Genomic DNA, 24,943 nt, shown 5'->3' with positions numbered 1-24,943 from the left:
TCACTGCGCTGCCGGTACGGCATGCACCGGCGCTGTGCCAGCCGCCTGCGCCGACGGCGTGCGAACGATGTTCACCGTGCGCGTCGGGAAGGCGAAGCTGATGCCGCGCTCCTGAAGCGCCCGCATCAATGCAAGGTTCAGCGCCTGCTGGCGATCCATGAAGACGTCGTAGCTGGCGTCGCGGACGCGGTAGACCACCTCGAAGTCCAGCGAGCTGTCGCCGAAGCCCTTGAAGTGCGCGCGAACGAATTCCAGCTGCGCATCGGCTTCGACAAGCTGCTTCACCAGCGGAGGGATCTCGGCCACCTGGTCGGCCGTGGCGTCGTAGGTGATGCCGAAGCCGAACAGCACGCGGCGCGTCTGCAGGCGCTTGAAGTTGGCCACCGTGCGCTTGAGCAGTTCGGCGTTGGACATGACGATCTGCTCGCCGCCCAGGGCGCGAATGCGCGTGGTCTTCAGGCCCACGCGCTCCACGGTGCCGGTCACGTCGCCCACGGTGATGGAGTCGCCCACCTCGAAGGGCTTGTCCACCGCGATGGCCAGCGACGCGAACAGGTCGCCGAGGATGTTCTGCACCGCCAGCGCCAGAGCGATGCCGCCGATGCCCAGCGACGCGACAAAGGCCGTGATGTTCACGCCCATGTTGGACAGCACGGCCAGCAGCACGATGGCCCACAGCGCGCCGCGCAGGCCCCAGCCCATCAGCGTCGCCGTGGCGGACAGCGCGTGGTTGTTGCTGCTGGCCGCTGCACGGCGCTGCTGGGCCTCCAGCAGCAGCGCGATCGCGCGCTGGCCCCACAGGCCGATCTGCAGCGCGACGACAGCGAACCACAGCTGCGACACGCGGTCATGCCAGCGGTCGTCCAGCGGCAGCAGGCCCAGCCCCACCAGCAGGCCCACGACCCAGATCAGCGCGGTGTTGGTGCCTTCCAGCACGCGCACCAGCGCGTCATCCACCGTGGTGGTCGTGTGGGCAGACAGCTTGCGCAGCCGCGACAAGGCCAGGGCCAGGCCGGTGCGCAGCACGATGATGGTCAACAGGCCGGCCAGCACGGCGGGCAGCACCTCGGCCCAGCCCACGTCCGGCCAGGCGGTGCTGGCGCGGTTCAGAAATTCTTCCCAGGTCATCGCAGTGAGGAATAGTCGTAATGCGATGACGGTAGGCGCGCGGCGCGCCAACGTCTGTCAGCCGGTGGCCCGACGGCCTTGTGGGCTTGGGCTGACATCCGTATGCCGCTCGCCCGCTTGCGCCACGCTGAACGCGGTCGCAAGCGGTCGGTCCCCCGAGGGGGCGGCGATGCTCGCGACATCGAGCCGCGAGCACATCGCCAGGCGGGCCGGCTTGGGGCGGCCCGGCGCTCGGCCCGCGAAAGGCACGGCGGCCGGGGGGGCTGTGATCAGGCCGCGAGCAGTTGACGCAGCACGAACGGCAAGATGCCGCCGTGGAAGTAGTAGTCCACCTCGATGGCGGTGTCGATGCGCAGCGTCAGCGTGACCTGCACCGCGCTGCCGTCGGCGCGCGTGATGGTCATCACTGCATCGCCCTGGGGCTTGATGTCGTCGGCCAGCTTGATGTCTATCGTCTCGGCGCCGGTCAGGCCCAGGCTTTCCCAGCTCACGCCCGGCTTGAACTGCAGCGGCAGCACGCCCATGCCGATCAGGTTGCTGCGGTGGATGCGCTCGAAGCTCTTGGCGACGACGGCCTTGATGCCCAGCAGTTGCGTGCCCTTGGCCGCCCAGTCGCGGCTGGAGCCCGTGCCGTATTCCTCGCCGGCGAAGATGACCGTGGGCGTGCCTTCGGTGATGTAGGCCATCGCGGCGTCGTAGATGGTGGTCTTGACGCCGTTCTTCAGCGTGTAGCCGCCTTCCTCGCGCGAGCCGTCCTCGCGGGCGGGCAGCATCAGGTTCTTCACCCGCACGTTGGCGAAGGTGCCGCGCATCATCACGTCGTGATTGCCGCGGCGCGCGCCGTAGGAGTTGAAGTCGGCCTTCTGCACGCCGTTCTCGATGAGGAATTTGCCGGCCGGCGTGGTCTCCTTGAAGGAGCCCGCGGGGCTGATGTGGTCCGTCGTGATGGAGTCGCCGAACAAGGCCATGACCTTGGCGCCCTTGACGCCCGACTCCAGCGCCTTCGGCACCATCGTGAAGCCCTCGAAGAACGGCGGCTGCGCGATGTAGGTGCTCTTGGGCCAGTCGTAGACCTGGCCCTTCACGCCCTTGATCGCGTCCCACAGCTTGCCGGGCTTCTTGGCGACCTTGTCGTAGTTCTCCTTGAAGGCCTTGGGCGACATGGCGTACTTCATCAACTTGTAGATCTCGTCGCTGGACGGCCAGATGTCGCCCAGATACACCGGCTTGCCGGTCTTGCTGTAGCCCACGGGTTGGGTCATCAGGTCCTTGGTCACCGTGCCGGCGATGGCGTAGGCCACGACCAGCGGCGGGCTGGCCAGGAAGTTGGCCTTCAGGTTGGGATGGATGCGCGCCTCGAAGTTGCGGTTGCCCGACAGCACGGCCGCGCAGACCAGGTCGTTGTCCTGGATGACCTTGTTCAGCTCGGCCGTCAGGTCGCCCGCATTGCCGATGCAGGTCGTGCAGCCATAGGCGGCGACGTTGAAGCCCAGCTTCTCCAGGTAGGGCAGCAGGCCGGCCTTCTCCAGGTACTCGGTGACGATGCGCGAGCCCGGCGCCAGCGAGGTCTTGATGTGCGGCGACACCGTGAGCCCGGCCTCGACCGCCTTCTTGGCCAGCAGGCCGGCGGCCAGCAGCACGCCGGGGTTGCTGGTGTTCGTGCAGGAGGTGATGGCGGCGATGAGGATGTCGCCGTTCTTTACCGGGATGCCGGACTCGGTGACAAAGCCCTGCGCCAGCTTCTCGGCCGGCTGGTTGAAGCCGTTCTCGGCCACCGGCTTGCTGAACAGCTCGCCGAACTGGCGCGCCAGGTGCGTGATCTCGATGCGGTCCTGCGGGCGCTTGGGGCCGGCCAGGCTGGGCGCCACGGTGCCCAGGTCCAGCGTGACGACGGACGTGTAGTCCAGCTCGCCCTTCTTGGGCACGCCGAACATGCCCTGCGCCTTCCAGTAGGCCTCGAAGGCTTCGATCTCGGCCTTGGTGCGGCCCGTGCCCTTGAAGTAGTCGACGGTCTTCTCATCCACCGGGAAGAAGCCCATGGTCGCGCCGTACTCGGGTGCCATGTTGGCTATGGTGGCGCGGTCGGGCAGCGACAGGCTGGCCGTGCCCTCGCCGAAGAACTCGACGAACTTGCCGACGACCTTGTGCTTGCGCAGGATCTCGGTGACGGTCAGCACCAGGTCGGTGGCGGTGACGCCCTCGCGCAGCTGGCCGGTCAGCTCGAAGCCGACGACATCGGGCGTCAGGAAGTAGACCGGCTGGCCGAGCATGCCGGCCTCGGCCTCGATGCCGCCCACGCCCCAGGCGACGACGCCGATGCCGTTGATCATGGTCGTGTGGCTGTCGGTGCCGACCAGGCTGTCGGGGTAGTAGACGCCGTCCTTGGTCTTGTGCACGCCGCGCGCCAGGTATTCCAGGTTCACCTGGTGCACGATGCCGAAGCCCGGCGGCACGACGCCGAAGGTGTCGAAGGCCTGCATGCCCCACTTCATGAACTCGTAGCGCTCGCGGTTGCGCTCGAATTCCAGCTTCATGTTCAGGTCCAGCGACTTCTTCGTGCCGTAGTGGTCGATCATGACCGAGTGGTCCACCACCAGGTCCACCGGCACCAGCGGCTCGATGGTCTTGGGGTTCTTGCCCAATGCGGCCGCCACGTTGCGCATCGCGGCCAGGTCGGCCAGCAGCGGCACGCCGGTGAAGTCCTGCAGCACCACGCGGGCCACGACGAAGGGGATCTCGTCGACGCGCGCCGCGTTGGGCTTCCAGTTGGCCAGCTGCTCCACGTGTTCGGCCGTGACCTTCTTGCCGTCGCAGTTGCGCAGCACGCTTTCCAGCACGATGCGCATGGAGATGGGCATGCGAGCCACGTTCGGGAAGACCTCGGCCAGCTTGGGCAGCGAGTAGAGCTTGCCGGACTTGCCGGAAGCGGTCTTGAAGCTGGATTCCGTGGAGGCAAACGCGTGGACGGGCAGTTTCGGCATGGTTACTCCTTTACGATTTCGCCTCATTCTGGCGAGCTTGCTGTGATTTGTGTGAAACCTGGCCTTAGGAGGTAGCCATGGCGGCCTCCTCATCCGCTCGCCCCCGTCTCTTTCCGCTGACCTGGCCGCTGCTGCTCGAGCTGCTGCTGGGCATAGGCATCGGCGTCATCGGCACGCTGCTGGCGGCGCGGCTGTCCGACGACGCCGGCGCGGCCTTCGGCCTGGCCAACCAGGTGTTTGCGGCCCTTTTCGTGCTGTTCCGTGTCATCGGCGCGGGCGTCAGCGTGGCCGTCACGCAGGCGCTGGGCGCCGGCCGGCGCGACCAGGCCGATGCCGTGGCCCGGGCCAGCGTGGGCGCCAGCAGCTGGCTGGGCGTGGGCGGTGCCGCCGTGGCGCTGCTGGCGGCGGGGCCGCTGCTGAAGATGGTCAACGCGCCGGCCGAGGTCGCGCCGCTGGCCGCCACGCTGCTGCAAGCCCTGGCACCGGCGCTGATGCTGGACGCCTGGAATGCAACCATGGCCAGCGTCATGCGCGCCCACCTGCGCAGCCGCGAGGCGCTGGTGGTGGTCATCGCCATCCAGCTCGTCACGCTGGTGGTGGCGCTGCTGGCCATGCCCTACCTGGGCCTGGTGGGCTACGCGCTGGCCTGCCTGTGCGGGCGCGGCGTGGGCCTGGCGCTGCACATCGTGCTGTGGCGCGGCCGGCTGAACCTGACGCTGAAGGCGCCCGACTGGTGGCGCATCGTGCGCGCGCCGCTGGGCACGGTGCTGCACATAGGCATCCCGGGCGCGGCCGAGAACATCTCCTGGCGCCTGGCCTTCATGACCAGCCTGGCCGCGGTGGCCCAACTGGGCGCGCTGGCGCTGGCCACGCACGCCTACACGATGCAGTTCCTGCATGTGATCCTGATGTTCGGCCTGGCCGTCGCGTTCGCGGTCGAGATCCTTGTGGGTCACATGATCGGAGCAGGGCAGCTGCACGCGGCGCACAAGCTGGTGCGCAAGTCGCTGGGGCTGGGGCTGATCGTGGCGCTGGGGGTGTCCGGCGCCTTCGCGCTGTCGGGGCCCTGGCTGCTGCGGCAGTTCACGTCCGACCCCCACATCATCGAGCTGGGCTGCACGCTGCTGTGGTGGACCGTGCTGGTGGAGCCGGGGCGGGTGTTCAACATGGTGGTCATCAACGCACTGCGGGCAGCGGGAGATGCGCGCTACCCCGTCATCGCCGGGGCGGCGTCCATGGCGCTGGTGCTGGCCGGCGGCAGCTGGTTCCTGGGCGTGCACCTGGGCTGGGGCCTGGTTGGCGTGTGGATTGCTTATGCTGCGGACGAGTGGATTCGAGGCCTGCTGATGTGGCGCCGCTGGGCGACACTGGGCTGGCTGCCCCACGCCAGGGCCGCGCACCGCAAGTTGCGCCTGGCCAAGGCAGGGTAATCCGTATTTTTCAGGTCAGTAAAACTTGAGGGATGTTTTCTACAATGCGCCCCTTTCGCCCCGCCACAAGCACGCCCATGACTTCTTTCCTGCCCCGTCTCGCAGCCCTGGCCCTGGCCGTCGGCTCGTCCCTGGCCCAGGCCCAGCAGCCCGCGGTGATCTTCGACATGGGCGGCAAGTTCGACAAATCCTTCAACCAGGCCGGCTACCAAGGCGCCGAGCAGTGGAAGAAGGAAACCGGCAAGCCATATCTCGAGTTCGAGATCAGCAACGACACGCAGCGCGTGCAGGCCATCCGCCGCATGGCTGAAAAGGGCGCCAGCCCCATCATCAGCATCGGCTTCGCCCAGGCCTCGGCGCTGCAGCAGGTGGCCAAGGACTTCCCCAAGACCCAGTTCGCCATCATCGACGCCCAGGTGAACCTGCCCAACGTGCAGTCCGTGCTGTTCAAGGAGCACGAGGGCAGCTATGTGGTCGGCGCCATGGCCGCGCTGGTCAGCAAGACCGGCAAGGTCGGCTTCGTGGGCGGCATGGACATCCCGCTGATCCGCAAGTTCCAGTGCGGCTACGAGCAGGGCGCCAAGAAGACCAATCCGAAGATCGAGGTCTTCTCCAACATGACCGGCACCACGTCCACCGCGTGGAACGACCCCACCCGTGGCGGTGAATTGGCCAAGGCTCAGTTCGCCAAGGGCTCGGACGTCGTCTTCGCCGCCGCCGGCGGCACCGGCGTGGGCGTCTACCAGGCCGCCAAGGACGCCGGCAAGCTGGCCATTGGCGTGGACAGCAACCAGAACCACCTGCAGCCCGGCACCATGCTGACCTCCATGGTCAAGCGCGTGGACGTGGCCGTCTACAACGTGCTGAAGGGCTGGAAGCCCGGCACGCAGATCCTGGGCCTGAAGGAAGGTGGCGTGGACTACGCGGCCGACGACCACAACGCCAAGCTGCTGAACCCGGCGCTGAAGGCCAAGGTCGATGCGGTCAAGGCCGACATCATTGCCGGCAAGGTGAAGGTGGCCGACTACATGGCCGATAACGCCTGCAAGATCTGACGCCGGCCGTGAGCGCGCCCGCTGTTCGCCTCCAGGCGATCTCCAAGCGCTTCGGCGCCGTGCAAGCCAACCGCGAGGTGTCGTTCGACATCGCCGCGGGCGCCGTGCATGGCCTGGTCGGCGAGAACGGCGCCGGCAAGAGCACGCTGATGGCCATCCTGTACGGCTACTACCACGCCGATTCGGGCCATATCGAGGTCAACGGCCAGCAGGTGCACATCGCGAACTCCCAGCAGGCGATCGGCCTGGGCATCGGCATGGTCCACCAGCACTTCATGCTGGTCGACACGCTGACCTGCCTGGAAAACATCATGCTGGGCGCCGAGGGCGGCTTTTTCCTGACGCCCTCCAAGGCTAAGGTGCGCGAGAAGCTGCAGGCGCTGATGGCCGAGACCGGCCTGCAGGTGCAGTTGGACGCCGTCGTCGCCGACCTGCCGGTGGGCGAACTGCAACGGCTGGAGATCCTGAAGGCGCTGTACCGTGGCGCCAAGATCCTGATCCTGGACGAGCCCACCGCCGTGCTGACGCCGCAGGAGACCGATCAGCTGTTCGTCACGCTGCGCAAGCTGAAGGAACGCGGCACCACGATCATCCTCATCACGCACAAGCTGCGCGAGGTCATGAGCCTGTGCAGCGCCGTGACCGTGATGCGTGCCGGCCAGGTTGTCGAGACGCGCGACATCTCGCAATGGAGCGAGGAGTCGCTGGCCGAGTCCATGGTGGGCCGCAAGGTCACGCTGGGCCGACCCGAAGGCATGCAGGTGCATGCCGGCGACGTGCGTCTGCAGGCGTCTGGCCTGAGTCTCAAGCACGCCAACGGCGTGCCGGCGCTGAAGGACGTCAGCCTGACTTTGAAGGCCGGCGAGATCGTCGGCGTGGCCGGCGTGTCGGGCAATGGCCAGAGCGAGCTGCTGGAGGTGCTGTCCGGCCTGCGTGCGCCGGAGGGCGGCCGCATGGAGTTGGGCGGCCAGGGCTTCACGCCCGACGCCTGGCTGGACACGGCCCAAGCCCGCCCGCTGCGGCTGGCCCATGTGCCCGAGGACCGCCATGCCGTGGGCCTGGTGATGAGCTTCCCGGCCTGGGAATCCGCCGTGCTGGGCTACCAGGGCCTGCCCAAATACCGCAAGGGCGCTGCGATGAACCACGCCGCGATGCGCGAGGCCACGAAGCAGATGCAGGAGCGCTTCGACGTGCGCCCGCGCGACGAGAACCTGGGCTCGTCCAAGTTCTCCGGCGGCAACCAGCAGAAGCTGATCCTGGCGCGCGAGATCGGCGAGCAGCCCACCGTGCTGCTGGTGGGCCAGCCCACCCGCGGCGTCGACATTGGCGCCATCGAATTCATCCACCACCAGCTGCGCGCGCTGCGCGACGCCGGTTGCGCGGTGCTGCTGGTCAGCAGCGAGCTGGATGAGATCCTGGCGCTGGCCGACCGTGTCGTCGTCATGAACTGCGGCCGCATCACCGGCGAGCTGGCCATTGAAGACTGCGACGAGAAGCGACTCGGCCTGTTGATGGCCGCACAAGAAGAAAGGGCGGCTGCATGAAGCGAGCCGAGCGCTGGGCCGCTCCCGAGCCGGCTCGCATCCCCTCGGGGGATCGACTGCGGTCTTCCGCGGGCGAGGGGCAGACATGAGCCAACCTTTGCAACTTCCCCGTTGGATCGACATCGGCCTGCTGCCGCTGTGGAACCTCGCCATCGCGCTGGTCGTGGCCGGCCTGGTGGTCATGGTCATCGGGCACAGCCCCTGGCAGGCGCTGACCGTGCTGCTGAACGGTGCCCTGGGCAGCGTGCGCGGCCTCGGTTATTCGCTGTACTACGCGACCACCTTTATCTTCACGGGCCTCGCGGTGGCGGTCGCCATCCACGCCGGCCTGTTCAACATCGGCGGCGAAGGCCAGGCGACGCTGGGCGGCGTGGGTGTCGCGCTGGTGGCGCTGTGGCTGGGCGCTTCACTGCCGGCCGTCGTCATGCTGCCGCTGCTGGTCATCGCGGCGGCCGGGTTCGGCATGCTGTGGGCGGCGCTGCCTGCCTATCTGCAGGCCTGGCGTGGCAGCCACATCGTCATCACGACGATCATGTTCAATTTCCTGGCCGCCGGCCTGAACGGCTATCTGCTGGTGAACTGGCTGCGCCCGGCCGGCAGCATGGCCGTCGAATCCGCCGAATTCGCCGAGAGCGCCCGCATGCCGGGCCTGCACCAGATCGCTGCGGCGATGGGCTATGAGCTGCCGTCATCGCCGCTGAACCTCAGTCTCGTCATCGCGCTGATCGCTTGCGTGTTGGTCGGTTGGTTCCTGTGGAAGAGCGCCGCCGGCTATGCCGTGCGCGCCGTCGGCAGCGCGCCGCGTGCCGCGCACTACGCTGGCATCCGCCCGCGCATGCAGGTGCTGCTGGCCATGGCCATCTCCGGTGGGCTGGCGGGCATGGTGGGCATCAACGAGATCTCCGGCGTGCAGGGCAAGCTGACGCTGGACTTCGTCGCCGGCGCCGGATTCACCGGCATCGCCGTGTCGTTGATGGGCCGCAACCATCCCATCGGCATCGTGCTGGCCTCGCTGCTGTTCGGCGTGCTGTACCAGGGCGGTGTCGAGGTGTCATTCGAGCTGCAAGGCTTCAGCCGTGAGATGGTCGTGACGGCGCAGGGCCTGATCGTGCTGTTCTCCGGGGCGATGGCCACCGTCAGCGCCCCGCTGTTTGCGCGGGCCTACGCTGCATTGAAGGGAGGCCGCTGATGGATGAAGTCCTGATCGCCTCGGTGCTGGCGTCCACGCTGCGCGTCAGCGCGCCCCTGCTGCTGTGCGCGATGGCCGGCGTGCTGTCCGAACGCGCCGGCGTCGTCGACCTGGGTCTGGAAGGCAAGATGCTGTTCGCAGCCTTCGCGGCTGCGGCCGCGGCCTCGGTCACGCAATCCACCGGCTACGGCCTGCTGGCCGGCATCGGCGTGGCTTGCATCGCGTCCTTGCTGCATGGCTTGGCCTGCGTGTCCAACCGGGGCGACCAGGTCGTCTCCGGCGTCGCGCTGAACATGATCGCCGCCGGCCTGACGGTCGTGCTGGGTATCGCCTGGTTCCAGCAAGGCGGCCAGACGCCGCCCATTCCGCCGGAAGTGCGCCTCACGGCCGTCGCTCCCGGCTTTGCCGAGCCGCAACCGGGCAGCTGGTTCGCATCGGTCTTCGGCCACGGCCTGCTGAGCCACAACATGCTGGTCTATGCGGCCTTCCTGATGGTGGTGGCGGTCTGGTTCTTCCTTGAGCGTACCCGCCCGGGTCTGCGCCTGCGCGCCGTGGGCGAGAACCCGGCCATGGTGGAAGCGGCCGGCATGTCCGTGCAAGGCCTGCGTTATCAGGCGTTGCTGATGAACGGCGTGCTATGCGGCCTGGCCGGCGCCTATCTGACGCTGGCACAGAACGCATCCTTCTCGCCCAACATGACGGCCGGCCGCGGCTTCATCGCGCTGGCCGCGATGATCTTCGGCAAGTGGAAGCCGCTGCCCACCATGGGCGCCTGCCTGCTGTTCGGCTTCCTGGACGCGGTGGCCATCCGCATGCAGGGTGTGCAGTTGCCGGGCATCGGCGAAGTACCCGTGCAGCTGATCCAGGCTTTGCCGTACATCTTGACTGTGGTCCTTCTGGCTGGCTTCATTGGTTCCGCCATCGCCCCCAAGGCGCTGGGCAAGCCGTACGTGAAGGAGCGCTGAATGGAGCTGAGCCAAGACCTGCTGGACCGTCTGCTGGCTGAGTCGCTGCGCGCTCGCGAGTTCTCGCACGCCCCGTATTCCAAGTACAGGGTTGGCGTGGCCATCCTGGACGAGCAGGGCCGCATCCACATCGGCGCCAACATGGAGAACGCGTCCTATCCGCAGGGTTGGTGCGCTGAGCCCTCGGCGCTGACGGCCATGATCATGGCCGGCGGCAAGGAGGCCAAGGTGGCGCTGGTCACAGGGCCCGGTCCCGACATCATCACGCCGTGCGGCGGCTGCCGCCAGAAGCTCCGGGAGTTCTCCGTGCCCGAGGAGCTTGTCATCATCGCCGGCGATCCTGGCGGCATCCGCCAACGCTGGACCCTGGCCGAGCTGCTCCCCCACAGCTTCGGCCCCAGTCATCTGAATTTCTGAGGTTTCCATGATCGATAACAAATCCCTCGACGTCGCGATCACCGCGAGCGTCGACAAGCTGCAATCCCTGTTCGGCAACGCTCCTGAAGTCGCCGTCGTGCTCGGCTCCGGCTGGGCCGGCGCGGTCAGCCATGTGCAGGAAGCCAAGAATCTGCCCTACACCGAGCTGCCGGCCTTCCCGCAGCCCAAGGTGGAAGGCCACGTCAACGAGATCGTCGTCGGCAAGATCGGCGAGCAGCGCGTCATCTTCCTGCGCGGCCGTGCGCACACCTATGAGAGCGGCGACTGCACCGGCATGGCGGGCGCACTGCGCACGCTGAAGCGCTGGGGCGTCAAGGTGCTGGTGCAGACCAACGCGTCCGGCTCGCTGCGCAGCCACATGCCGCCCGGCAGCCTGATGCTGATCGCCGACCACATCAACGCGCCGCAACGCAGCCCGCTGGTGGGCGAGCAGGGCAGCCATCGCTTCGTCGACATGGTCAACGCCTACGACGGCGACCTGCGCAAGCACGCGCTGGCGCTGGCCAAGCACGAGAACCTGATGCTGGGCGAGGGCACATATTGCTGGGCGCTGGGCCCGCAGTTCGAGACGCCCGCCGAGATCCGCATGTTCGCCGCCTGGGGTGCCGACGCGGTCGGCATGAGCACCGTGCCCGAGACCATCCTGGCCCGCCACGCCGGCCTCAAGGTCATGGGCATCGCGTTGATGACCAACATGGCCGCCGGCCTGTCTGCCGAGGCGCTGACGCATGACCTGACGCTGAAGCAGGCGCAGCTGTCGGGCGAGCGCGCGGCGTCCTTCCTGGCGGCGCTGGTGGCCAGCCTGAAGGACGTGGCGCTATGACAGCCGACCTACAGTCCGCGGCCCGCACGGCGCTGGCCTGCCTGGACCTGACCAGCCTGAATGACGGCGACACCGCGGCCGACATCGCCGCGCTGTGCCAGCGCGCGCAGACGCCGCACGGCAACGTGGCCGCCGTCTGCGTGTGGCCGCGCTTCGTCGCGCAGGCGCGTGCCGCGCTGCCGCCGACCGTCAAGGTCGCTGCCGTCGCGAACTTCCCCGATGGCGCGCTGGACACGCAGCGCGCGCTGGCCGATGTCGCCGAGATCGCGCTGGCCGGTGGCGACGAGGTGGACGTGGTGCTGCCCTATCGCACGCTGCTGGCCGACCAGTCCACCGAGGTCGCCGAGTTCCTGTCCGAAGTCCGCTTCGCGTCGCGCCCGCTGACACTGAAGGTCATCATCGAATCCGGCGAGCTGGTGGCGCCCGAGCGCATCGCGCAGGCCACGCGCCTCGCACTGGCGGCCGGTGCCGACTTCGTGAAGACCAGCACCGGCAAGACCAAGACCGGTGCCACGCCCGAAGCCGCCGCCGTCATGCTGAAGGAAATCAAGGCCAGCGGCCTGCCGGCAGCCGGCTTCAAGGCCTCGGGTGGCGTGCGTACGGTGGCGGACGCCGCCGGCTACATCGCACAGGCCGAAGCGGCCTTGGGCGCCGAAGCCCTGAACCCGCAACGCCTGCGCTTTGGCGCCAGCGGCCTGCTCTCCGACATTGAATCCGTTCTCTCTGGCGCCGAGTCCGTCGCCACGAACTCGACGTATTGACCATGCTTGCCCAAGAAATCATCCGCGCCAAGCGCGACGGCCAGGCGCTCAACGAAGCGCAGATCCAGAACTTCGTCGATGGCCTGACGCACAACACGTGGAGCGAGGGCCAGGTGGCCGCGCTCGGCATGGCCGTGTTCCTGAAGGGCATGGGCCGTGACGAGGCCGTTCTGTTGACGCGCGCGATGATGAACTCCGGCCGCGTCATGCGCTGGCCCGACATGCCCGGCCCCGTGCTGGACAAGCACAGCAGCGGCGGCGTGGGCGACAAGGTCAGCCTGATGCTGGCGCCCATGGTGGCGGCCTGCGGCGGCTACGTGCCGATGATTGCCGGCCGCGGCCTGGGTCACACCGGCGGCACTGTCGACAAACTCGAAGCTATCCCGGGCTACACGACGACGCCCGACCCGGCCAAGTTCGACCAGATCGTCCGCTCGCTGGGCTGCGCCATCATCGGCCAGACCGCCGACCTGGCTCCGGCCGACAAGCGCTTCTACGCCACGCGCGACGTGACGGCCACCGTCGAGAGCGTGCCGCTGATCACCGCCAGCATCCTGTCCAAGAAGCTGGCCGCCGGCCTCGAAGGCCTTGCCATGGACATCAAGTGCGGCAATGGCGCGTTCGCGTCCACGCCCGAGTTCGCGAAGGAACTGGCCGAGAGCATCGTCGCCGTTGCGGGCGGTGCAGGGCTGAAGACGCGCGCGCTGATCACCGACATGAACCAGATCCTGGGCACCGATGTCGGCAACGCGCTGGAAGTCATAGAGACCATCCGCTACCTGAAGGGCGAGCACCGCGAGCCGCGTCTGCACGAAGTGACGTTGGCGCTGTGCGCCGAGATGCTGGTGCTGGGCGGCCTGGCCGCCAACACCGCCGCCGCGCGCGTGAAGCTGCAGGCGTCGCTGGACTCCGGCGCCGCCGCCGAGAAGTTCGCGCAGATGGTCGCCGCACTGGGCGGCCCCAAGGACTTGATGGAGCGCCCCGATGCCTATCTGACGGCAGCGCCCGTCGTGAAGCCGGTGCCGGCGCCGCGCGACGGCGTCATCACGACGATGTCGACCCGCGACCTGGGCGTGGCCATCGTCGAACTGGGAGGTGGCCGCCGCAAGGCCGGCGATGCCATCGACATGCGCGTGGGCTTCTCCGAGGTGCTGCCGCTGGGCACGCGCGTGACGGCCGGCCAGCCGCTGGCGCTGATCCACGCCGCCGACGATGCCGCGGCCGATCGCGCGATTGGCGCCTACCTGGCTGCCTGCACGCTGGACGAGGCCGACGTGGCCGCCACGCCCATGGTGATGGCGACAATAGGCTGATGGAAGAACAGGACAACAAGCAGCCACCGCAGGACCTGAAACATCGGCCGATCAAGAGCTTTGTGACCCGACCCGGCCGCATGGGCACGGGGCAGATCAAGGCGCTGACGGAGCTGGGTCCCAAGTTCGTGCTGCCCTACAAGGTCGAGCGCATCGACACCGCCGCGACCTTCGGCCGTAGCGCGCCGCTGGTGCTGGAAATCGGCTTCGGCATGGGCGCCGCCACCGCCGACATCGCCGCTACGCTGCCCGATCACGACTTCATCGGCTGCGAGGTGCACGAACCCGGTGTTGGCGCGCTGCTCAAGCTGATCGGCGAGCGCGAGATCGGCAACATCCGCATCGTCCAGCATGATGCGGTCGAGGTGCTGCGCGACATGGTCGGCGAAGCCGCGCTCGATGGCGTGCACATCTTCTTCCCCGACCCCTGGCACAAGAAACGCCACAACAAGCGCCGCCTGATCCAGGCGCCGTTCGTGGCTAACCTGGTTCGCCATATCAAGCCGGGTGGCTACCTGCACTGCGCGACCGACTGGCAGCCCTATGCCGAGCAGATGCTTGAAGTGCTGTCCGCCGAGCCCCATCTCCTGAACACAGCGGCGGGCTATGCTGACAAGCCCGCCTATCGTCCCCTGACCAAGTTCGAGAACCGCGGCATCAAGCTCGGACATGGCGTGTGGGACCTGGTGTTCAGGAAGCGTTGATGACAAGTCCTCTTCACGGCAAACACATCCTGCTCGCGATGACCGGCGGCATCGCCGGCTACAAGATCGCCGAGCTGACACGGCTGTTCGTGAAGGGCGGAGCGACCGTGCAGGTCATGATGACCGAGGGCGCCGAGGCCTTCATCACCGCGGTGACGATGCAGGCGCTGTCCGGCCGCCCGGTCTACACCAACCAGTGGGACGCGCGGCCCGACAACAACATGGCCCACATCAACCTCAGCCGCGAGGCCGATGTGATGCTGATGGCACCCGCCAGCGCCGACGCCATCGCCGCGCTGGCGCAGGGCAGGGCGGACGACCTCGTCAGCCTGACCGCGCTGGCCCGCCGCATCCACGAATGCCCGCTGCTGGTCGTGCCGGCGATGAACCGCGAGATGTGGGCCCACCCGGCCACACAGCGCAACGTCGCGCAGATCACGGCCGACGGCGCGACGCTCATCGGCCCCGCCAACGGCGACCAGGCCTGCGGCGAGATCGGCGACGGTCGCATGCTGGAGGCGCAGGAGATCTTCGACGACGTCGAGGCCTTCCTGGCGCCCAAGCCGCTGCGCGGCAAGAAGCTGCTCATCACCGCCGGTCCCACCTTCGAGCCCATCGACCCGGTGCGCGGCATCACCAACCACAGCAGCGGCAAGATGGGCTTTGCCATCGCCCGTGCTGCGGCCGAGGCCGGTGCCGACGTCACGCTGGTCGCGGGCCCGGTCCACCTGACCACGCCGCGCGACGTGCGCCGCATCGACGTGCAGACTGCCCGCCAGATGCATGACAACGTCATGCTGCTCGCGCCGGGGCAGCATGCCTTCATCGCCACCGCGGCTGTAGCCGACTGGCGGCCGGCGGAGATGCATGAGCACAAGCTCAAGAAGGCCGAGGGCGGCGTGTCGGCACCGACCATCGCCATGACCGAGAACCCGGACATCCTCGCGGCCGTCGCAGGCTTGCACTCGCCACCCTATTGCGTTGGCTTCGCCGCTGAAAGCGAGAAGCTCGCCGAGCACGCCGACGCCAAGCGCCGCCGCAAGGGCATCCCGCTCATCGTTGCCAACCTGGGCCCCGCCACCTTCGGCCGCGACGACAACGCGCTGCTGCTCATCGACGAGCAGGGCCAGCGCGAACTGCCTCGCGCAGACAAGCTCAGCCTCGCGCGCGAGCTGATCCAAGAACTCTCGAAACGACTCTGATGCACGCAATTGACCTGCAAGTGCTCGACGCCCGCATGGCCGAGCAGATCCCCGCCTACGCCACGCCCGGCAGTGCCGGCCTGGACCTGCGCGCCTGCCTCGATGAGGCCATCACACTGGCGCCAGGCCAGACGACGCTGATCCCCACGGGTCTGGCCATTCACATCGCCGACCCGGGCCTTGCGGCCATCATCCTGCCGCGCTCGGGCCTGGGCCATAAACACGGCATCGTGCTGGGCAACCTCGTGGGCCTGATCGACAGCGACTACCAGGGCCAGCTGATGGTCAGCTGCTGGAACCGCGGCCAGACCGAGTTCGTCATCCAGCCCTTCGAGCGCATCGCGCAGCTGGTCATCGTGCCGGTGGTGCAGGCCACGTTCCGTCGTGTCGACAGCTTCGATGCGTCGTCCCGCGGTGCGGGCGGCTTCGGCTCCACCGGCAAGACATAGAAAAACAAAAGGCGCCGTGAGGCGCCTTTTGCATTCAGTGGATCGGTTCGTCCGGCGGCGCGCCGGTCTGCACCATGAAGATGGGCTCGCCGACTGAGCCGGCCTGGATCTCCGCTTCGGTCGCCTGACGCACGTCAAGCAGCGTCAGATGCATGCGCAGGCCGATGCCGGCCAGCGGGTGGTTGCCGTCCAGCACGACGTGCTCGGGGTAGACCTCGGTGACCGTGTAGACCGCCTCCGGCATGCCTTCCGTGACGGCGCCTTCAGGCAGGCCCTCGAACTGCATGCCGGGCTCCACGTCCGACGGGAACAGGCCACGCGCCTCGAAGCACACGAGGTTGGAGTCGTAGTCGCCAAAGGCCTCCTCGGGCTGCAGCGCGAGGTCAGTCTCAAAACCGACTTCCTGGCCCTCCAGCGCGGCCTCGACCTTGGCGAACAGGTCGTCGCCCCCCAACAGGAATTCCATCGGCTCGGCCAGCTCGTCGATGAGCTGGCCCTGGGCATCATCGAGTCTCCAACGCAGGGAGACGACACAGGGGCGGGTCACTTGCATGGGAGTGATTTTCGCATGGGGCTCTCGGCACAATGCTGCGGATGCAGATCGATCTCCCGACCCCCCTGCTCGCCGGCCTCAGCCCGGCGCAGTTCATGCGCAAGCACTGGCAGAAGAAGCCGCTGTTGGTGCGCCAGGCCTTCAACCCCGTCCAGCCGCCGGCGTCGCTGAAGGAGCTGGCCGCATTGGCCGCGCGCGACGACGTCGAGTCACGGCTCGTCACAGCCTTCGACGGCGACTGGAAACTCAAGCAGGGTCCTATCGCCCGCCTGCCAGCCATGAGCAAGCCGGGCTGGACGCTGCTGGTGCAGGGGCTGGATCAGCACCTGGCCGAAGCACGCGCGATGCTGGACCTGTTCCGATTCATCCCCGACGCCCGGCTGGACGATCTGATGCTGTCCGTCGCCAGCGATGGCGGTGGCGTGGGCCCGCATTTCGATTCCTACGACGTGTTCCTGATCCAGTTGGCCGGTCAGCGTTGCTGGCGCATCGGCGCCCAGCGCGACGCGGCGCTGCGTGACGACGTGCCGCTGAAGATCATTGCCAATTTCGTGCCCGAGGAAGAGTTCGTGCTGGACGCCGGCGACATGCTGTATCTGCCGCCCGGCTGGGCGCATGACGGCGTGGCCGTGGGTGGCGGCTGCATCACTGGCTCGGTGGGCTTTCGCGCGTCGACCGGTGTAGGCCTGGCCGCGGAGCTGCTGCCGCGCTTGTTGGATGACATCGAGAGCGCCGGCAAGCTCTACACCGACCCGCGCCAGGAGGCCGTCACCGAGCCGGCCCGCGTGCCTGCGGCGCTGCTGGATTTCGCGCGCCGTGCCGTCGAGGCCGCCGTGCAAAAACCGCTGGCGCTGGAGCGCGCACTGGGCGAGGCGCTGACCGAGCCCAAGGCCAATGTCTGGTTCGAGCCTGGCGACCAGCTGCCGCCGGGTCTGGGCTGCGCGCTGGATAGACGCAGCCGCATGCTGTACGACGAGAGCCAGGTGTTCCTGAACGGCGAGAGCTTCCGTGCCGGTGGCCGTGATGCGGTGCTGATGCGCCGCCTGGCCGACTGCCGCGCGTTGACAGCAGCCGAGGTGGGGCGCCTGTCGGCCGAGGCACGCGAACTGCTGGATCAGTGGACCGAGGACGGCTGGGTGCAGCCGTTGGCGTCATGAACGCGCAGCACTTCAGCGGTCGCGCGGAGTTCCAGCGGCTGGTCGTCGAGATGCTGGCCTGGGCGGCGGAGCAGGGCGCGCGCGAACTGCATGCCTGGGACGCCAGCTTCGTCGACTGGCCGCTGTCCGATGCGGCGCTGCTGGCGTCGCTGGGCAACTGGGCGCGACAGGGGCGGCAGCTGCATCTGCTGGCCTTGCAGTACGACGATCTGCAGCGCCGACATGCGCGTTTCGTGCGCTGGCGCCGTGACTACGCGCACTGCGTGACGGCGCGAGCCGTCGAACCCGAGCTGCGATTGGAGGCCGCACCCGAAGCCTTGCTGCTGATTGCGGGGCCGCAAGCTCAGCTCACGCTGCGCCTGTTCGACCGCCATCTCTGGCGCGGTGAACTGGCCGTCGAGGCGGGCGACCGGCTTCGCGCGCTGGAGTGGTTTGATGCCCTGGCGCAACGCTCCAGCGAATCATTTGCCCCGACGACTTTGGGGCTGTGAGGGTTTGTGTCGTTGGTAGCCCTATAATTGCTGGCTAGGCGAGGGAAGCGCTCGAGGTTTTCCGCGTCTTTTCTGTCGGGGTCGGCCGCTGGTGATCGAAAAAACACTGGCGCACGACCCCAAAGTTATGGTGTGCACCGTCGTTTAAACGTTTGAGGACAAGTAATGAACAAGTCGATCCTGTTGGCTTCCCTGCTGGCTGCTGCTGCTCTGACCGCTTGCAGCAAGAAGGAAGAACCCAAGGTTGAAGCTCCCGCTGCCGCTCCGGTGGAAGCCGCCTCCGCAGCTGCTGCTGAAGCTTCTGCCGCCGCCTCGGTGGCCGTGGACGCCGCCGCTTCGGCAGTCGACGCCGCTTCGGCCGCCTCGAAGTAATCGCTTCGTCCCCAAGAAAAGAGCCGTCGCTGCGCAAGCAGCGGCGGCTTTTTTCTATTCCGGCGACGGTTTTCGGTGGTCGGAGAGCGCAGTTACAAAACTTTGCCTGCGTCTCAGTTCATGGCCAGCCATTCGAAGCCGAGCAGGGGATCGGCGACGCGAATGTCGTCAGCGGCGCTGCCCAGCACGGCCGCCAGCGCCTCTCGCGCGAGGGCCGGTGTGTTGTTGCGCTCGCTCAGATGAGCCGCGACGACGGTGGACAGCCCGGCATGCCGGCAGCGTGACAACAGGTCCGCGGCCGCCTCGTTGGACAGGTGGCCGTGCGTGCCCAGGATGCGCCGCTGCAGCACGGGTGGATAGGTGCCCGATCGCAGCAGGCCCTCGTCGTGATTGCATTCCAGCAGCAGTGCCTGGCAGGCCTGCAGCGCGTCGGCCACCGCAGCAGGAGCGCAGCCCAGGTCGGTGATGACGCCCAGGCGTGAGTCGCCATCGCTCAAGACCAGCTGTAGCGGCTCGTTCGCATCGTGCGGTACGGCAAACGGCCGAAGCTCCAGGTCACCCCAGGCGATGACCTCGCCACTGCGGGTGACGTGCAGCAGGTTTGCATCGAAGTCGGCGCTGCCGACGGCGCGCCAGCTGCCACGGCTGGTGACGAGCGGAATGCGGTGGCGCTGGGTGAACTTCAACGCGCAGCCGACATGGTCGCCATGCTCGTGCGTGATGAAGATGGCATCGATATCCGCCGGCGTGCAGCCAGCGCGCGCCAGGCGCTTCGTCAGCTCGCGCTCGCTGAAACCCGCATCGATAAGGACGCGGGTGGTCGTGATGCCCTGACTGGCCTCGATCAGCGTCGAGTTGCCGCCGCTGCCACTGCCGAGGCTGCAGAACCGCATCACGGCAGTGGCGCCTGAAGTGTTACTTCAGGTCGTCCATCAGCAGCGACAGGATGCGCTTGGCGTTGTCGTCCGCCACGGTCTGGCCGCGGTCGTTCAGCACGCGCACCGTGCTCTTCGCGCCTTCGGACTTGACCGACACACGGTAGCGCACCGGCTCCGAGGACTTGGCGCCGAACAGGCGCTGGAAGAAGTTGGGCTCTTCCTGGCCGGCCTTCTCGGGGTCGGCATAGCGCAGGTAGAACAGGCCGGCGGCGCGGTCGCGGTCTTCGATAGTGAAGCCATGGCGGTCCAGCGACAGGCCCACGCGGCGCCAGGCGCGGTCGAAGCCATCGGCGACGCTCAGGCTTTCGGGCACTTCCGACAGCGCGCGGCGCGGACGGTTGGGTTCGGCGCCCACGGCCAGCTTGGACGCCTGCGTGGCGGGCGCTGCGGGCGTCTCGGCGACGACGGCCTTGGCCGCAGTCTCGTGCCCTCCCAGCTTCAGCATCAGGCGCGACAGCATCTCGGCTTCCAGCGACGCGTCGCTGGGGCGCGGCTGCCAGGAGGTCGAGTCACGACTCTGCGAGGTGTAGACCTCCTGCATGCCACGGTGGCTGATGAAGACGTCGGTGCCGTTGGCGCCGCGCTCGATGCGGGTGCGGTACATGTCGCGCTCGCCGGTCGAGTACAGGTTGTCGAACACCTTGCCGATGGTCTGGCGGATGAAGTCCTGCGGCAACTTGGCGCGGTTCTCGGCCCAGTTGGTCTCCATGATGCCCAGTTCGGGCTGTTCCTTGACGACCTGCAGGCCGCGCTCTTCCCAGAAGGCGCGCAGCGCGGGCCACAGCTGCTCGGGCGTGGCGTTGGTGTGCAGCCAGCGGTCGGTGCCGCTGCGTTCGATGCGCACGTCACCGGCGGCGTTCAAGGCCACCGTGTTGGCCGCGCCGGTGGCGACGGCCGGCGTTGCGGCCGGGCGGTTGGCGTTCAGTGCCGAGGCCGTGATGGAGCCGCCTTGCACCTGGGCGCGGCTGTCCTTGGCCAGTTGGGTCAGGTCCGGCGGAACATCCAGCCCCTGGGTCTGCTTGGACTGGGTGCGGTAATCCACCTTGTCCGACGAGAAGATGTCGAGGGAACTGCAGCCTGCGAGCGACAGGACGAGGGCCGTGCAGGCCAGGCGGGTCGCCGAGGGGCGAATCTGGGAAAGGGACGTCACGCTGGAAATCTCCGGGGAACAAGAGCGCCGGACCGGGCCGGCGCAGCCGCGCATTAGACCAGAGGCGGCAGGGGGCTCAGAGCAGGCCCGCTTCGACCATCGCCTGGCCCACGCTGGCCTGGCCCGCGGCGGTCAGCGGCGTGATGGGCAGGCGCAGCGCGCCGCCGCAACGGCCCAGGCGCGACAACGCCCACTTGGCCGGGCCGGGGCTGGGCTCGCAGAACAGCTGCTTGTGCAGGCCCAGCAGCTTCAGATGGACCTTGCGGGCCTCGATGGCATTGCCTTCCAGCGCCAGGCGGCACAGCTCGGCCATCTCGGCCGGCGCGACGTTGGCCGTCACACTGACGTTGCCATGGCCGCCCAGCAGCATCAGCGCCACGGCGGTGCCGTCGTCGCCCGAATAGATGTGAAAGCCTTGCGGGGCGTGCTTGATCAGGAAGGCGGCGCGCTCGATGTTGCCGGTGGCTTCCTTGATGCCGAACACGCCGGGCAGGCCGGCGCAACGCAGCGCTGTCTCGGGCGCCATATCGGCGACGGTGCGGCCGGGCACGTTGTAGAGCATCATGGGGATGTCCACGGCCTCGGCGATGGCCTTGAAGTGCTGGTAGATGCCTTCCTGCGACGGCTTGTTGTAGTAGGGCACGACGGACAGCGTGCAGTCCGCGCCGACTTCCTTGGCGTAGCGGCTCAGCTCGATGGCCTCGGCCGTGGAGTTGGCGCCGGTGCCGGCCAGGATGGGGATGCGCCCCTTGGCATGCTCGACCGCGACGCGGATGATTTCGCGGTTCTCCTCCATGCTGACCGTGGGCGACTCGCCGGTGGTGCCGACCACGCCGACGCAGGCGGTGCCGGACTCGACATGCCAGTCGATCAGGCGGCGCAGGGCGGGGTAGTCGATGCTGCCGTCCTCGTTCATGGGCGTGACGAGGGCGACGATGCTGCCGAGAATGGGCTTCATGGTGGAAATGACTTGAGGAATTCTGACGATTTTAGGCTGTCACCGGCGGCCGGATCGCCGCAACGCGTTGGACGAAGCGCGGCGAGGTTTTGATATCAGCGCCCTCCTCGAACAGGTCTTCGTAAGCCACGATGCGCCAGTCGTGGCACACGCGCAGCAGTTCACCCCGCTGCAGCAGGAAATCGGGGCGTGACGGGCGACCGATGGTCTGCTGGCCGTCGGCGAAGGTTTCCCAGATCAACAAGCCAGAGGGCTTCACGGACGACTTGATGGTGTCGAACAACGGGCGCCACAGGTAGTTGCAGACGACGACCAGGTCGAACTGCTGCTGCCGCAATGGCCAGGGGCCGTTCTCGATGTCGGCATCGATGATCTTTGCAAGGCTTTGCAGAGGCGCCGTGGCGGCCACGTCACGGTCGACGCCGGTGACCTGCCAGCCGGCCCCCACCAGCCAGCGCAGGTTGCGGCCGGAGCCGCAGGCGACATCCAGAGCGGCTCCCGGCGTGGTCGGCGCGAAGCGCTGCAGCCAGTTTGAAGGCGTCATCCGAAGCAGGCCCAGATCTGTTCGCTGAGCTGCACCATGACCGCCGGATGGCGGTAGGCCAGCACGGTCAACGCCAGCACGGCGATCACCGCGACAGCACCGAGCCAGCGTCCGGGCTTCATGCGGGTTGCGCCCGGGCAATGGGCGTTTCGCGCACCGGCAGGTTGGCCAGCATGGCCATGACGCCCAACGCGATGGCCAGCCACCAGACGACGTCGTAGCTGCCGGTCGCGTCATAGAGCTTGCCGCCCAGCCACACGCCCAGGAAGCTGCCGATCTGGTGGCTGAAGAACACGAAGCCGCCCAGCATGGACAGGTGTTGCGCGCCGAAGATCTGCGCGACGACGGCATTGGTGGGCGGCACGGTGGACAGCCACAGGAAGCCGATGACCGCCGCGAACACGTAGACGCTGAGTGGCGACAGGGGCAGCGAGATGAAGGCCACGATGGCCACCGAGCGCAGGCCGTAGATGGCCGACAGCAGGTAGCGCTTGGGAAAGCGTTGGCCCAGCATGCCCGCCGCGTAGGTGCCGAAGATGTTGAACAGGCCGATCAGCATCAGCGCGCCGGTGGATACCTCGATGCCGAGACCATGGTCCTTCAGGTAGCTGGGCAGGTGAACGCCGATGAAGACGACCTGGAAGCCGCAGACGAAGTAGCCCAGCATCAGCAGCTGGAAGCTGCGGTAGCCGAAGGCCTCCTTCAGGGCCTGGACGATGCTCTGTTGGCCCGTGGCCACGCCCACCGCCTGACGCTCGCGGATGCCCAACGCCAGCGGCACGATGAGCAGCGCCGTGCCGGCCAGCAGGAACAGTGCCGTTTGCCAGCCTAGGTGGCTGATCAACCAGGTCTCGATGGGGATCATGACGAACTGGCCGAACGAGCCCGCCGCGGCGGCGACGCCGAAGGCCCAGGAGCGCTTCTCGGGCGACACGGTGCGACCCAGCACGCCGTAGATGACGGCGTAGGTGGAGCCCGACTGCGCGATGCCGATGAGCACGCCGGCACCGAGCGTGAAGCTCAGCGGATCGCTGCTCACCGCCATGGCCAGCAGCCCGAGGGCATAGGCCACGCCGCCCATGATCAGCACCTTCCAGGCACCGAAGCGGTCGGCCAGCATGCCGGCGATGGGGCCGGCTGCGCCCCAGGCCAGGTTCTGGATGGCCATCGCGAACGAGAAGGTCTCGCGCGTCCAGCCCCGCTCCGTGATGATGGGCTGCAGCCAGAAGCCGAAGCCGTGGCGTATGCCCATCGACAGCGTGACGATGAGCGCGCCGCACAGCAGCACCTGGTTGACGGACAGCGTGGCAGGCGCAGCGGAGCGGGCGGTGTTCATGCGGCCACTGTAATCAGCGCCGCTTGGCCTTGCTGGGCGTCTTGCTTTGCGTGGTCTTGGCCTTGGCGGCGGGCTTCTTCTTGGACGCCTTGCCCTTGGCCGTCTTCTTTGCAGGTTCGACCGTGGAGGCGGAAGCCTGCGAGCTGGACGCCGCCACGTCTGCCAGGCGGGTCAGCAGCCGGCCCTGCTTGACGCGCAGCATCGGCATGTCGACCTGCGCGAGGTCGGCCAGCGGGTCGTCGCCCAGCACCAGGAAGCTGGCCTCGCAGCCCGGCTCGAAGCAGCCCAGCTTGCGGCCGGGGAACAGCGCGCGCGGCGTGTCCTGCGTGGCCAGGCGCAGCAGCGTGGCGCGGTCCATGCCCAGCGCATCCAGCGCATGCAGCTCCGCGCGGGCGGTGGCGATGAAGACGTCGGAGCCCACCAGCAACGGCACGCCGGCGGCCTGCAGCTTGGTGAGATTGGCGCGCTGCACGTGGCGCAGTTGGGCCTGGGCGCTGGCTTCCAGCTGGAACAGGCCGGTGGCTGCGGTCGTGGTGATGACGGCCGTGCGCTGCCGGGCGGCCTGGGTGGCCTGTGTGTCGGAGAGGGCAAAGGTCTCGGCCGGCTCGTCCAGCGTGTTGGCATAGCCGGGCAGGTGGGCGATGGCGTCGACGCCGGCGGCCAGCGCGGCGGCGAAGTCGGCGGCCGTTTCCACATGGGCCACCACGCGGCGGCCGTCGGCATGGGCCAGGCGCGTCAGCTCGGCCGCGGTCTCGGGTGTCAGGCCCAGGCGGCCGAACATGCCGGGCTGCTGGCGCAGATCGGGCCGTTCGCTGTGGGCCAGCACCACGCGTATCCAGCTGCCGCCACGGGCCTTGATGGCGGGCCACTGGGCGCGCGCCTGCTCGGGGCTGCCGACCAGCACGATCTGCTGCTGCCCCGCGGCGGCCTCGGCGCTGGGTTCGGGTAGCACGGCGGCCAGCGGGTAGCCGTCGGGCGACGTGATGCAGGCGGTGACGAAGCTGACGTCCGGCGCCGCCGGTGTGGCGGCCAGCGGCTTCACGTCGGCGACGCCGGCCGGGTCGCCGCACAGCATGGCGGCGTAGAACACGCCTTCGTCGATGTACTTGTCGGCGAACTGGCCCCAGCCCCAGGCCGTCTGCAGGTTGTGGTTGTGCGCCTCGGCAAGCGGGGGGATGAGCACCTGGCCGCGCATGTCCATCTTGCGGTTGACCTTGGCGGGCTTCTTGGCAACGAAGACGCCGTCCTGCACGTACAGGTTGCCGCGCTGGATCTTGTGGCCGTCGAACCAGCGGGCGTTCTTCAGCTCCCAGCTCAGCGGCGCACTGGCCTGGTAGGGCTGTTGCGGAGGAGGCGGGGTTTGGGCCTGTGAAAAACTACAGGTCAGCAACAAGCAAGCGATCAGGAATCTCAAGCGCTGGAACTCGGTCTTCGGGGGCAGCGAATCCTACTTCTTAGAATC

Annotated in this window: 25 protein-coding genes; 15 read left to right on the top strand and 10 right to left on the bottom strand. The window is 67.9% G+C overall.

The window, feature by feature from the left end; all coding sequences use genetic code 11:
* Nucleotides 1–1,128 carry a mechanosensitive ion channel family protein gene (locus J2X21_RS16275; RefSeq protein WP_310330349.1) on the bottom strand — a complete coding sequence of 376 codons (1,128 nt, stop codon included), beginning with the start codon at nt 1,126–1,128 and terminating at the stop codon, nt 1–3.
* Nucleotides 1,129–1,397: 269 nt separating this feature from the next.
* Nucleotides 1,398–4,109 (bottom strand): aconitate hydratase AcnA, encoded by a 2,712-nt coding sequence (gene acnA, locus J2X21_RS16270; RefSeq protein WP_310330347.1) that lies wholly within the window; start codon nt 4,107–4,109, stop codon nt 1,398–1,400.
* Nucleotides 4,110–4,186: 77 nt separating this feature from the next.
* Here acnA and J2X21_RS16265 point away from each other — a divergent pair, with 77 nt between their 5' ends.
* The 12 genes from J2X21_RS16265 (at nt 4,187) to dut (ending at nt 15,982) form a co-directional block, all read left to right on the top strand.
* Nucleotides 4,187–5,539 (top strand): MATE family efflux transporter, encoded by a 1,353-nt coding sequence (locus J2X21_RS16265; RefSeq protein ID WP_310330345.1) that lies wholly within the window; start codon nt 4,187–4,189, stop codon nt 5,537–5,539.
* 77 nt (nt 5,540–5,616) lie between these two features.
* A complete protein-coding gene (locus J2X21_RS16260) occupies nt 5,617–6,594 on the top strand; it encodes a BMP family lipoprotein (protein WP_310330343.1) in 978 nt (325 codons plus the stop codon).
* A gap of 8 nt (nt 6,595–6,602) precedes the next feature.
* Nucleotides 6,603–8,138 (top strand): ABC transporter ATP-binding protein, encoded by a 1,536-nt coding sequence (locus tag J2X21_RS16255; RefSeq protein ID WP_310330341.1) that lies wholly within the window; start codon nt 6,603–6,605, stop codon nt 8,136–8,138.
* Between the two features lie 97 nt (nt 8,139–8,235).
* Entirely contained in the window at nt 8,236–9,327 is a 1,092-nt protein-coding gene (locus J2X21_RS16250) for an ABC transporter permease (protein ID WP_310330339.1), read from the top strand.
* Complete coding sequence (locus tag J2X21_RS16245; protein WP_310330337.1) at nt 9,327–10,292, top strand: ABC transporter permease; 966 nt, start codon at nt 9,327–9,329, stop codon at nt 10,290–10,292. Before J2X21_RS16250 ends, J2X21_RS16245 begins: the two co-directional genes overlap by 1 nt.
* A complete protein-coding gene (gene cdd, locus J2X21_RS16240; protein WP_310330335.1) occupies nt 10,293–10,709 on the top strand; it encodes a cytidine deaminase in 417 nt (138 codons plus the stop codon). It abuts the gene before it with no gap.
* A 7-nt stretch (nt 10,710–10,716) separates the two neighbouring features.
* The gene (locus J2X21_RS16235; protein ID WP_310330333.1) at nt 10,717–11,553 is read left to right on the top strand and encodes a purine-nucleoside phosphorylase; all 837 of its coding nucleotides are present in this window, start codon (nt 10,717–10,719) and stop codon (nt 11,551–11,553) included.
* Nucleotides 11,550–12,314: a deoxyribose-phosphate aldolase gene (gene deoC, locus J2X21_RS16230; RefSeq protein ID WP_310330331.1), complete on the top strand. Its 765-nt coding sequence runs from the start codon at nt 11,550–11,552 to the stop codon at nt 12,312–12,314. The genes J2X21_RS16235 and deoC overlap by 4 nt, the downstream gene beginning before the upstream one ends.
* Before the next feature lie 2 nt (nt 12,315–12,316).
* Complete coding sequence (gene deoA, locus J2X21_RS16225; protein ID WP_310330329.1) at nt 12,317–13,627, top strand: thymidine phosphorylase; 1,311 nt, start codon at nt 12,317–12,319, stop codon at nt 13,625–13,627.
* Nucleotides 13,627–14,331 (top strand): tRNA (guanosine(46)-N7)-methyltransferase TrmB, encoded by a 705-nt coding sequence (gene trmB / locus J2X21_RS16220; protein WP_310330327.1) that lies wholly within the window; start codon nt 13,627–13,629, stop codon nt 14,329–14,331. The genes deoA and trmB overlap by 1 nt, the downstream gene beginning before the upstream one ends.
* The gene (coaBC, locus tag J2X21_RS16215; RefSeq protein ID WP_310330325.1) at nt 14,331–15,533 is read left to right on the top strand and encodes a bifunctional phosphopantothenoylcysteine decarboxylase/phosphopantothenate--cysteine ligase CoaBC; all 1,203 of its coding nucleotides are present in this window, start codon (nt 14,331–14,333) and stop codon (nt 15,531–15,533) included. The genes trmB and coaBC overlap by 1 nt, the downstream gene beginning before the upstream one ends.
* Nucleotides 15,533–15,982, top strand: a complete 450-nt coding sequence (gene dut / locus J2X21_RS16210) for a dUTP diphosphatase (RefSeq protein ID WP_310330323.1) — start codon at nt 15,533–15,535, stop codon at nt 15,980–15,982. Before coaBC ends, dut begins: the two co-directional genes overlap by 1 nt.
* Nucleotides 15,983–16,016: 34 nt before the next feature.
* On the opposite strand, the gene J2X21_RS16205 is transcribed toward dut, so the two are convergent.
* Nucleotides 16,017–16,535: an FKBP-type peptidyl-prolyl cis-trans isomerase gene (locus tag J2X21_RS16205; RefSeq protein WP_310330321.1), complete on the bottom strand. Its 519-nt coding sequence runs from the start codon at nt 16,533–16,535 to the stop codon at nt 16,017–16,019.
* Between the two features lie 41 nt (nt 16,536–16,576).
* Here J2X21_RS16205 and J2X21_RS16200 point away from each other — a divergent pair, with 41 nt between their 5' ends.
* The 3 genes from J2X21_RS16200 to J2X21_RS16190 all read left to right on the top strand — a co-directional run bounded on the left by J2X21_RS16200 (nt 16,577) and on the right by J2X21_RS16190 (nt 18,555).
* Nucleotides 16,577–17,692, top strand: a complete 1,116-nt coding sequence (locus J2X21_RS16200) for a JmjC domain-containing protein (protein WP_310330319.1) — start codon at nt 16,577–16,579, stop codon at nt 17,690–17,692.
* Entirely contained in the window at nt 17,689–18,183 is a 495-nt protein-coding gene (locus J2X21_RS16195) for a hypothetical protein (RefSeq protein ID WP_310330318.1), read from the top strand. The genes J2X21_RS16200 and J2X21_RS16195 overlap by 4 nt, the downstream gene beginning before the upstream one ends.
* 165 nt (nt 18,184–18,348) lie before the next feature.
* Nucleotides 18,349–18,555, top strand: coding sequence for a hypothetical protein (locus J2X21_RS16190; protein WP_310330317.1), 207 nt, complete (start codon nt 18,349–18,351; stop codon nt 18,553–18,555).
* Nucleotides 18,556–18,668: 113 nt separating this feature from the next.
* Here the strand turns inward: J2X21_RS16190 and J2X21_RS16185 are convergent, their stop codons facing one another.
* The 7 genes from J2X21_RS16185 to J2X21_RS16155 all read right to left on the bottom strand — a co-directional run bounded on the left by J2X21_RS16185 (nt 18,669) and on the right by J2X21_RS16155 (nt 24,895).
* Complete coding sequence (locus J2X21_RS16185) at nt 18,669–19,448, bottom strand: MBL fold metallo-hydrolase (RefSeq protein WP_310330626.1); 780 nt, start codon at nt 19,446–19,448, stop codon at nt 18,669–18,671.
* A gap of 22 nt (nt 19,449–19,470) precedes the next feature.
* A complete protein-coding gene (gene bamC / locus J2X21_RS16180; RefSeq protein ID WP_310330315.1) occupies nt 19,471–20,643 on the bottom strand; it encodes an outer membrane protein assembly factor BamC in 1,173 nt (390 codons plus the stop codon).
* Nucleotides 20,644–20,719: 76 nt separating this feature from the next.
* Nucleotides 20,720–21,601, bottom strand: a complete 882-nt coding sequence (gene dapA, locus J2X21_RS16175) for a 4-hydroxy-tetrahydrodipicolinate synthase (protein ID WP_310330313.1) — start codon at nt 21,599–21,601, stop codon at nt 20,720–20,722.
* Between the two features lie 31 nt (nt 21,602–21,632).
* A complete protein-coding gene (locus tag J2X21_RS16170) occupies nt 21,633–22,145 on the bottom strand; it encodes a class I SAM-dependent methyltransferase (RefSeq protein ID WP_310330311.1) in 513 nt (170 codons plus the stop codon).
* A complete protein-coding gene (locus J2X21_RS16165; protein WP_310330309.1) occupies nt 22,142–22,267 on the bottom strand; it encodes a hypothetical protein in 126 nt (41 codons plus the stop codon). The genes J2X21_RS16170 and J2X21_RS16165 overlap by 4 nt, the downstream gene beginning before the upstream one ends.
* On the bottom strand, nt 22,264–23,481 hold the full coding sequence (locus J2X21_RS16160; protein ID WP_310330307.1) for an MFS transporter: 1,218 nt from the start codon (nt 23,479–23,481) through the stop codon (nt 22,264–22,266). Before J2X21_RS16160 ends, J2X21_RS16165 begins: the two co-directional genes overlap by 4 nt.
* Nucleotides 23,482–23,494: 13 nt before the next feature.
* Nucleotides 23,495–24,895 (bottom strand): amidohydrolase family protein, encoded by a 1,401-nt coding sequence (locus J2X21_RS16155; RefSeq protein ID WP_310330305.1) that lies wholly within the window; start codon nt 24,893–24,895, stop codon nt 23,495–23,497.
* Nucleotides 24,896–24,943 lie beyond the last annotated feature (48 nt).

Source organism: Roseateles asaccharophilus, from assembly GCF_031458115.1.
Taxonomy (GTDB): Bacteria; Pseudomonadota; Gammaproteobacteria; order Burkholderiales; family Burkholderiaceae_C; genus Pelomonas; species Pelomonas asaccharophilus_A.
Note: the sequence above shows the minus strand (reverse complement) of the source record. Positions and strands in the feature narration are given on the sequence as shown.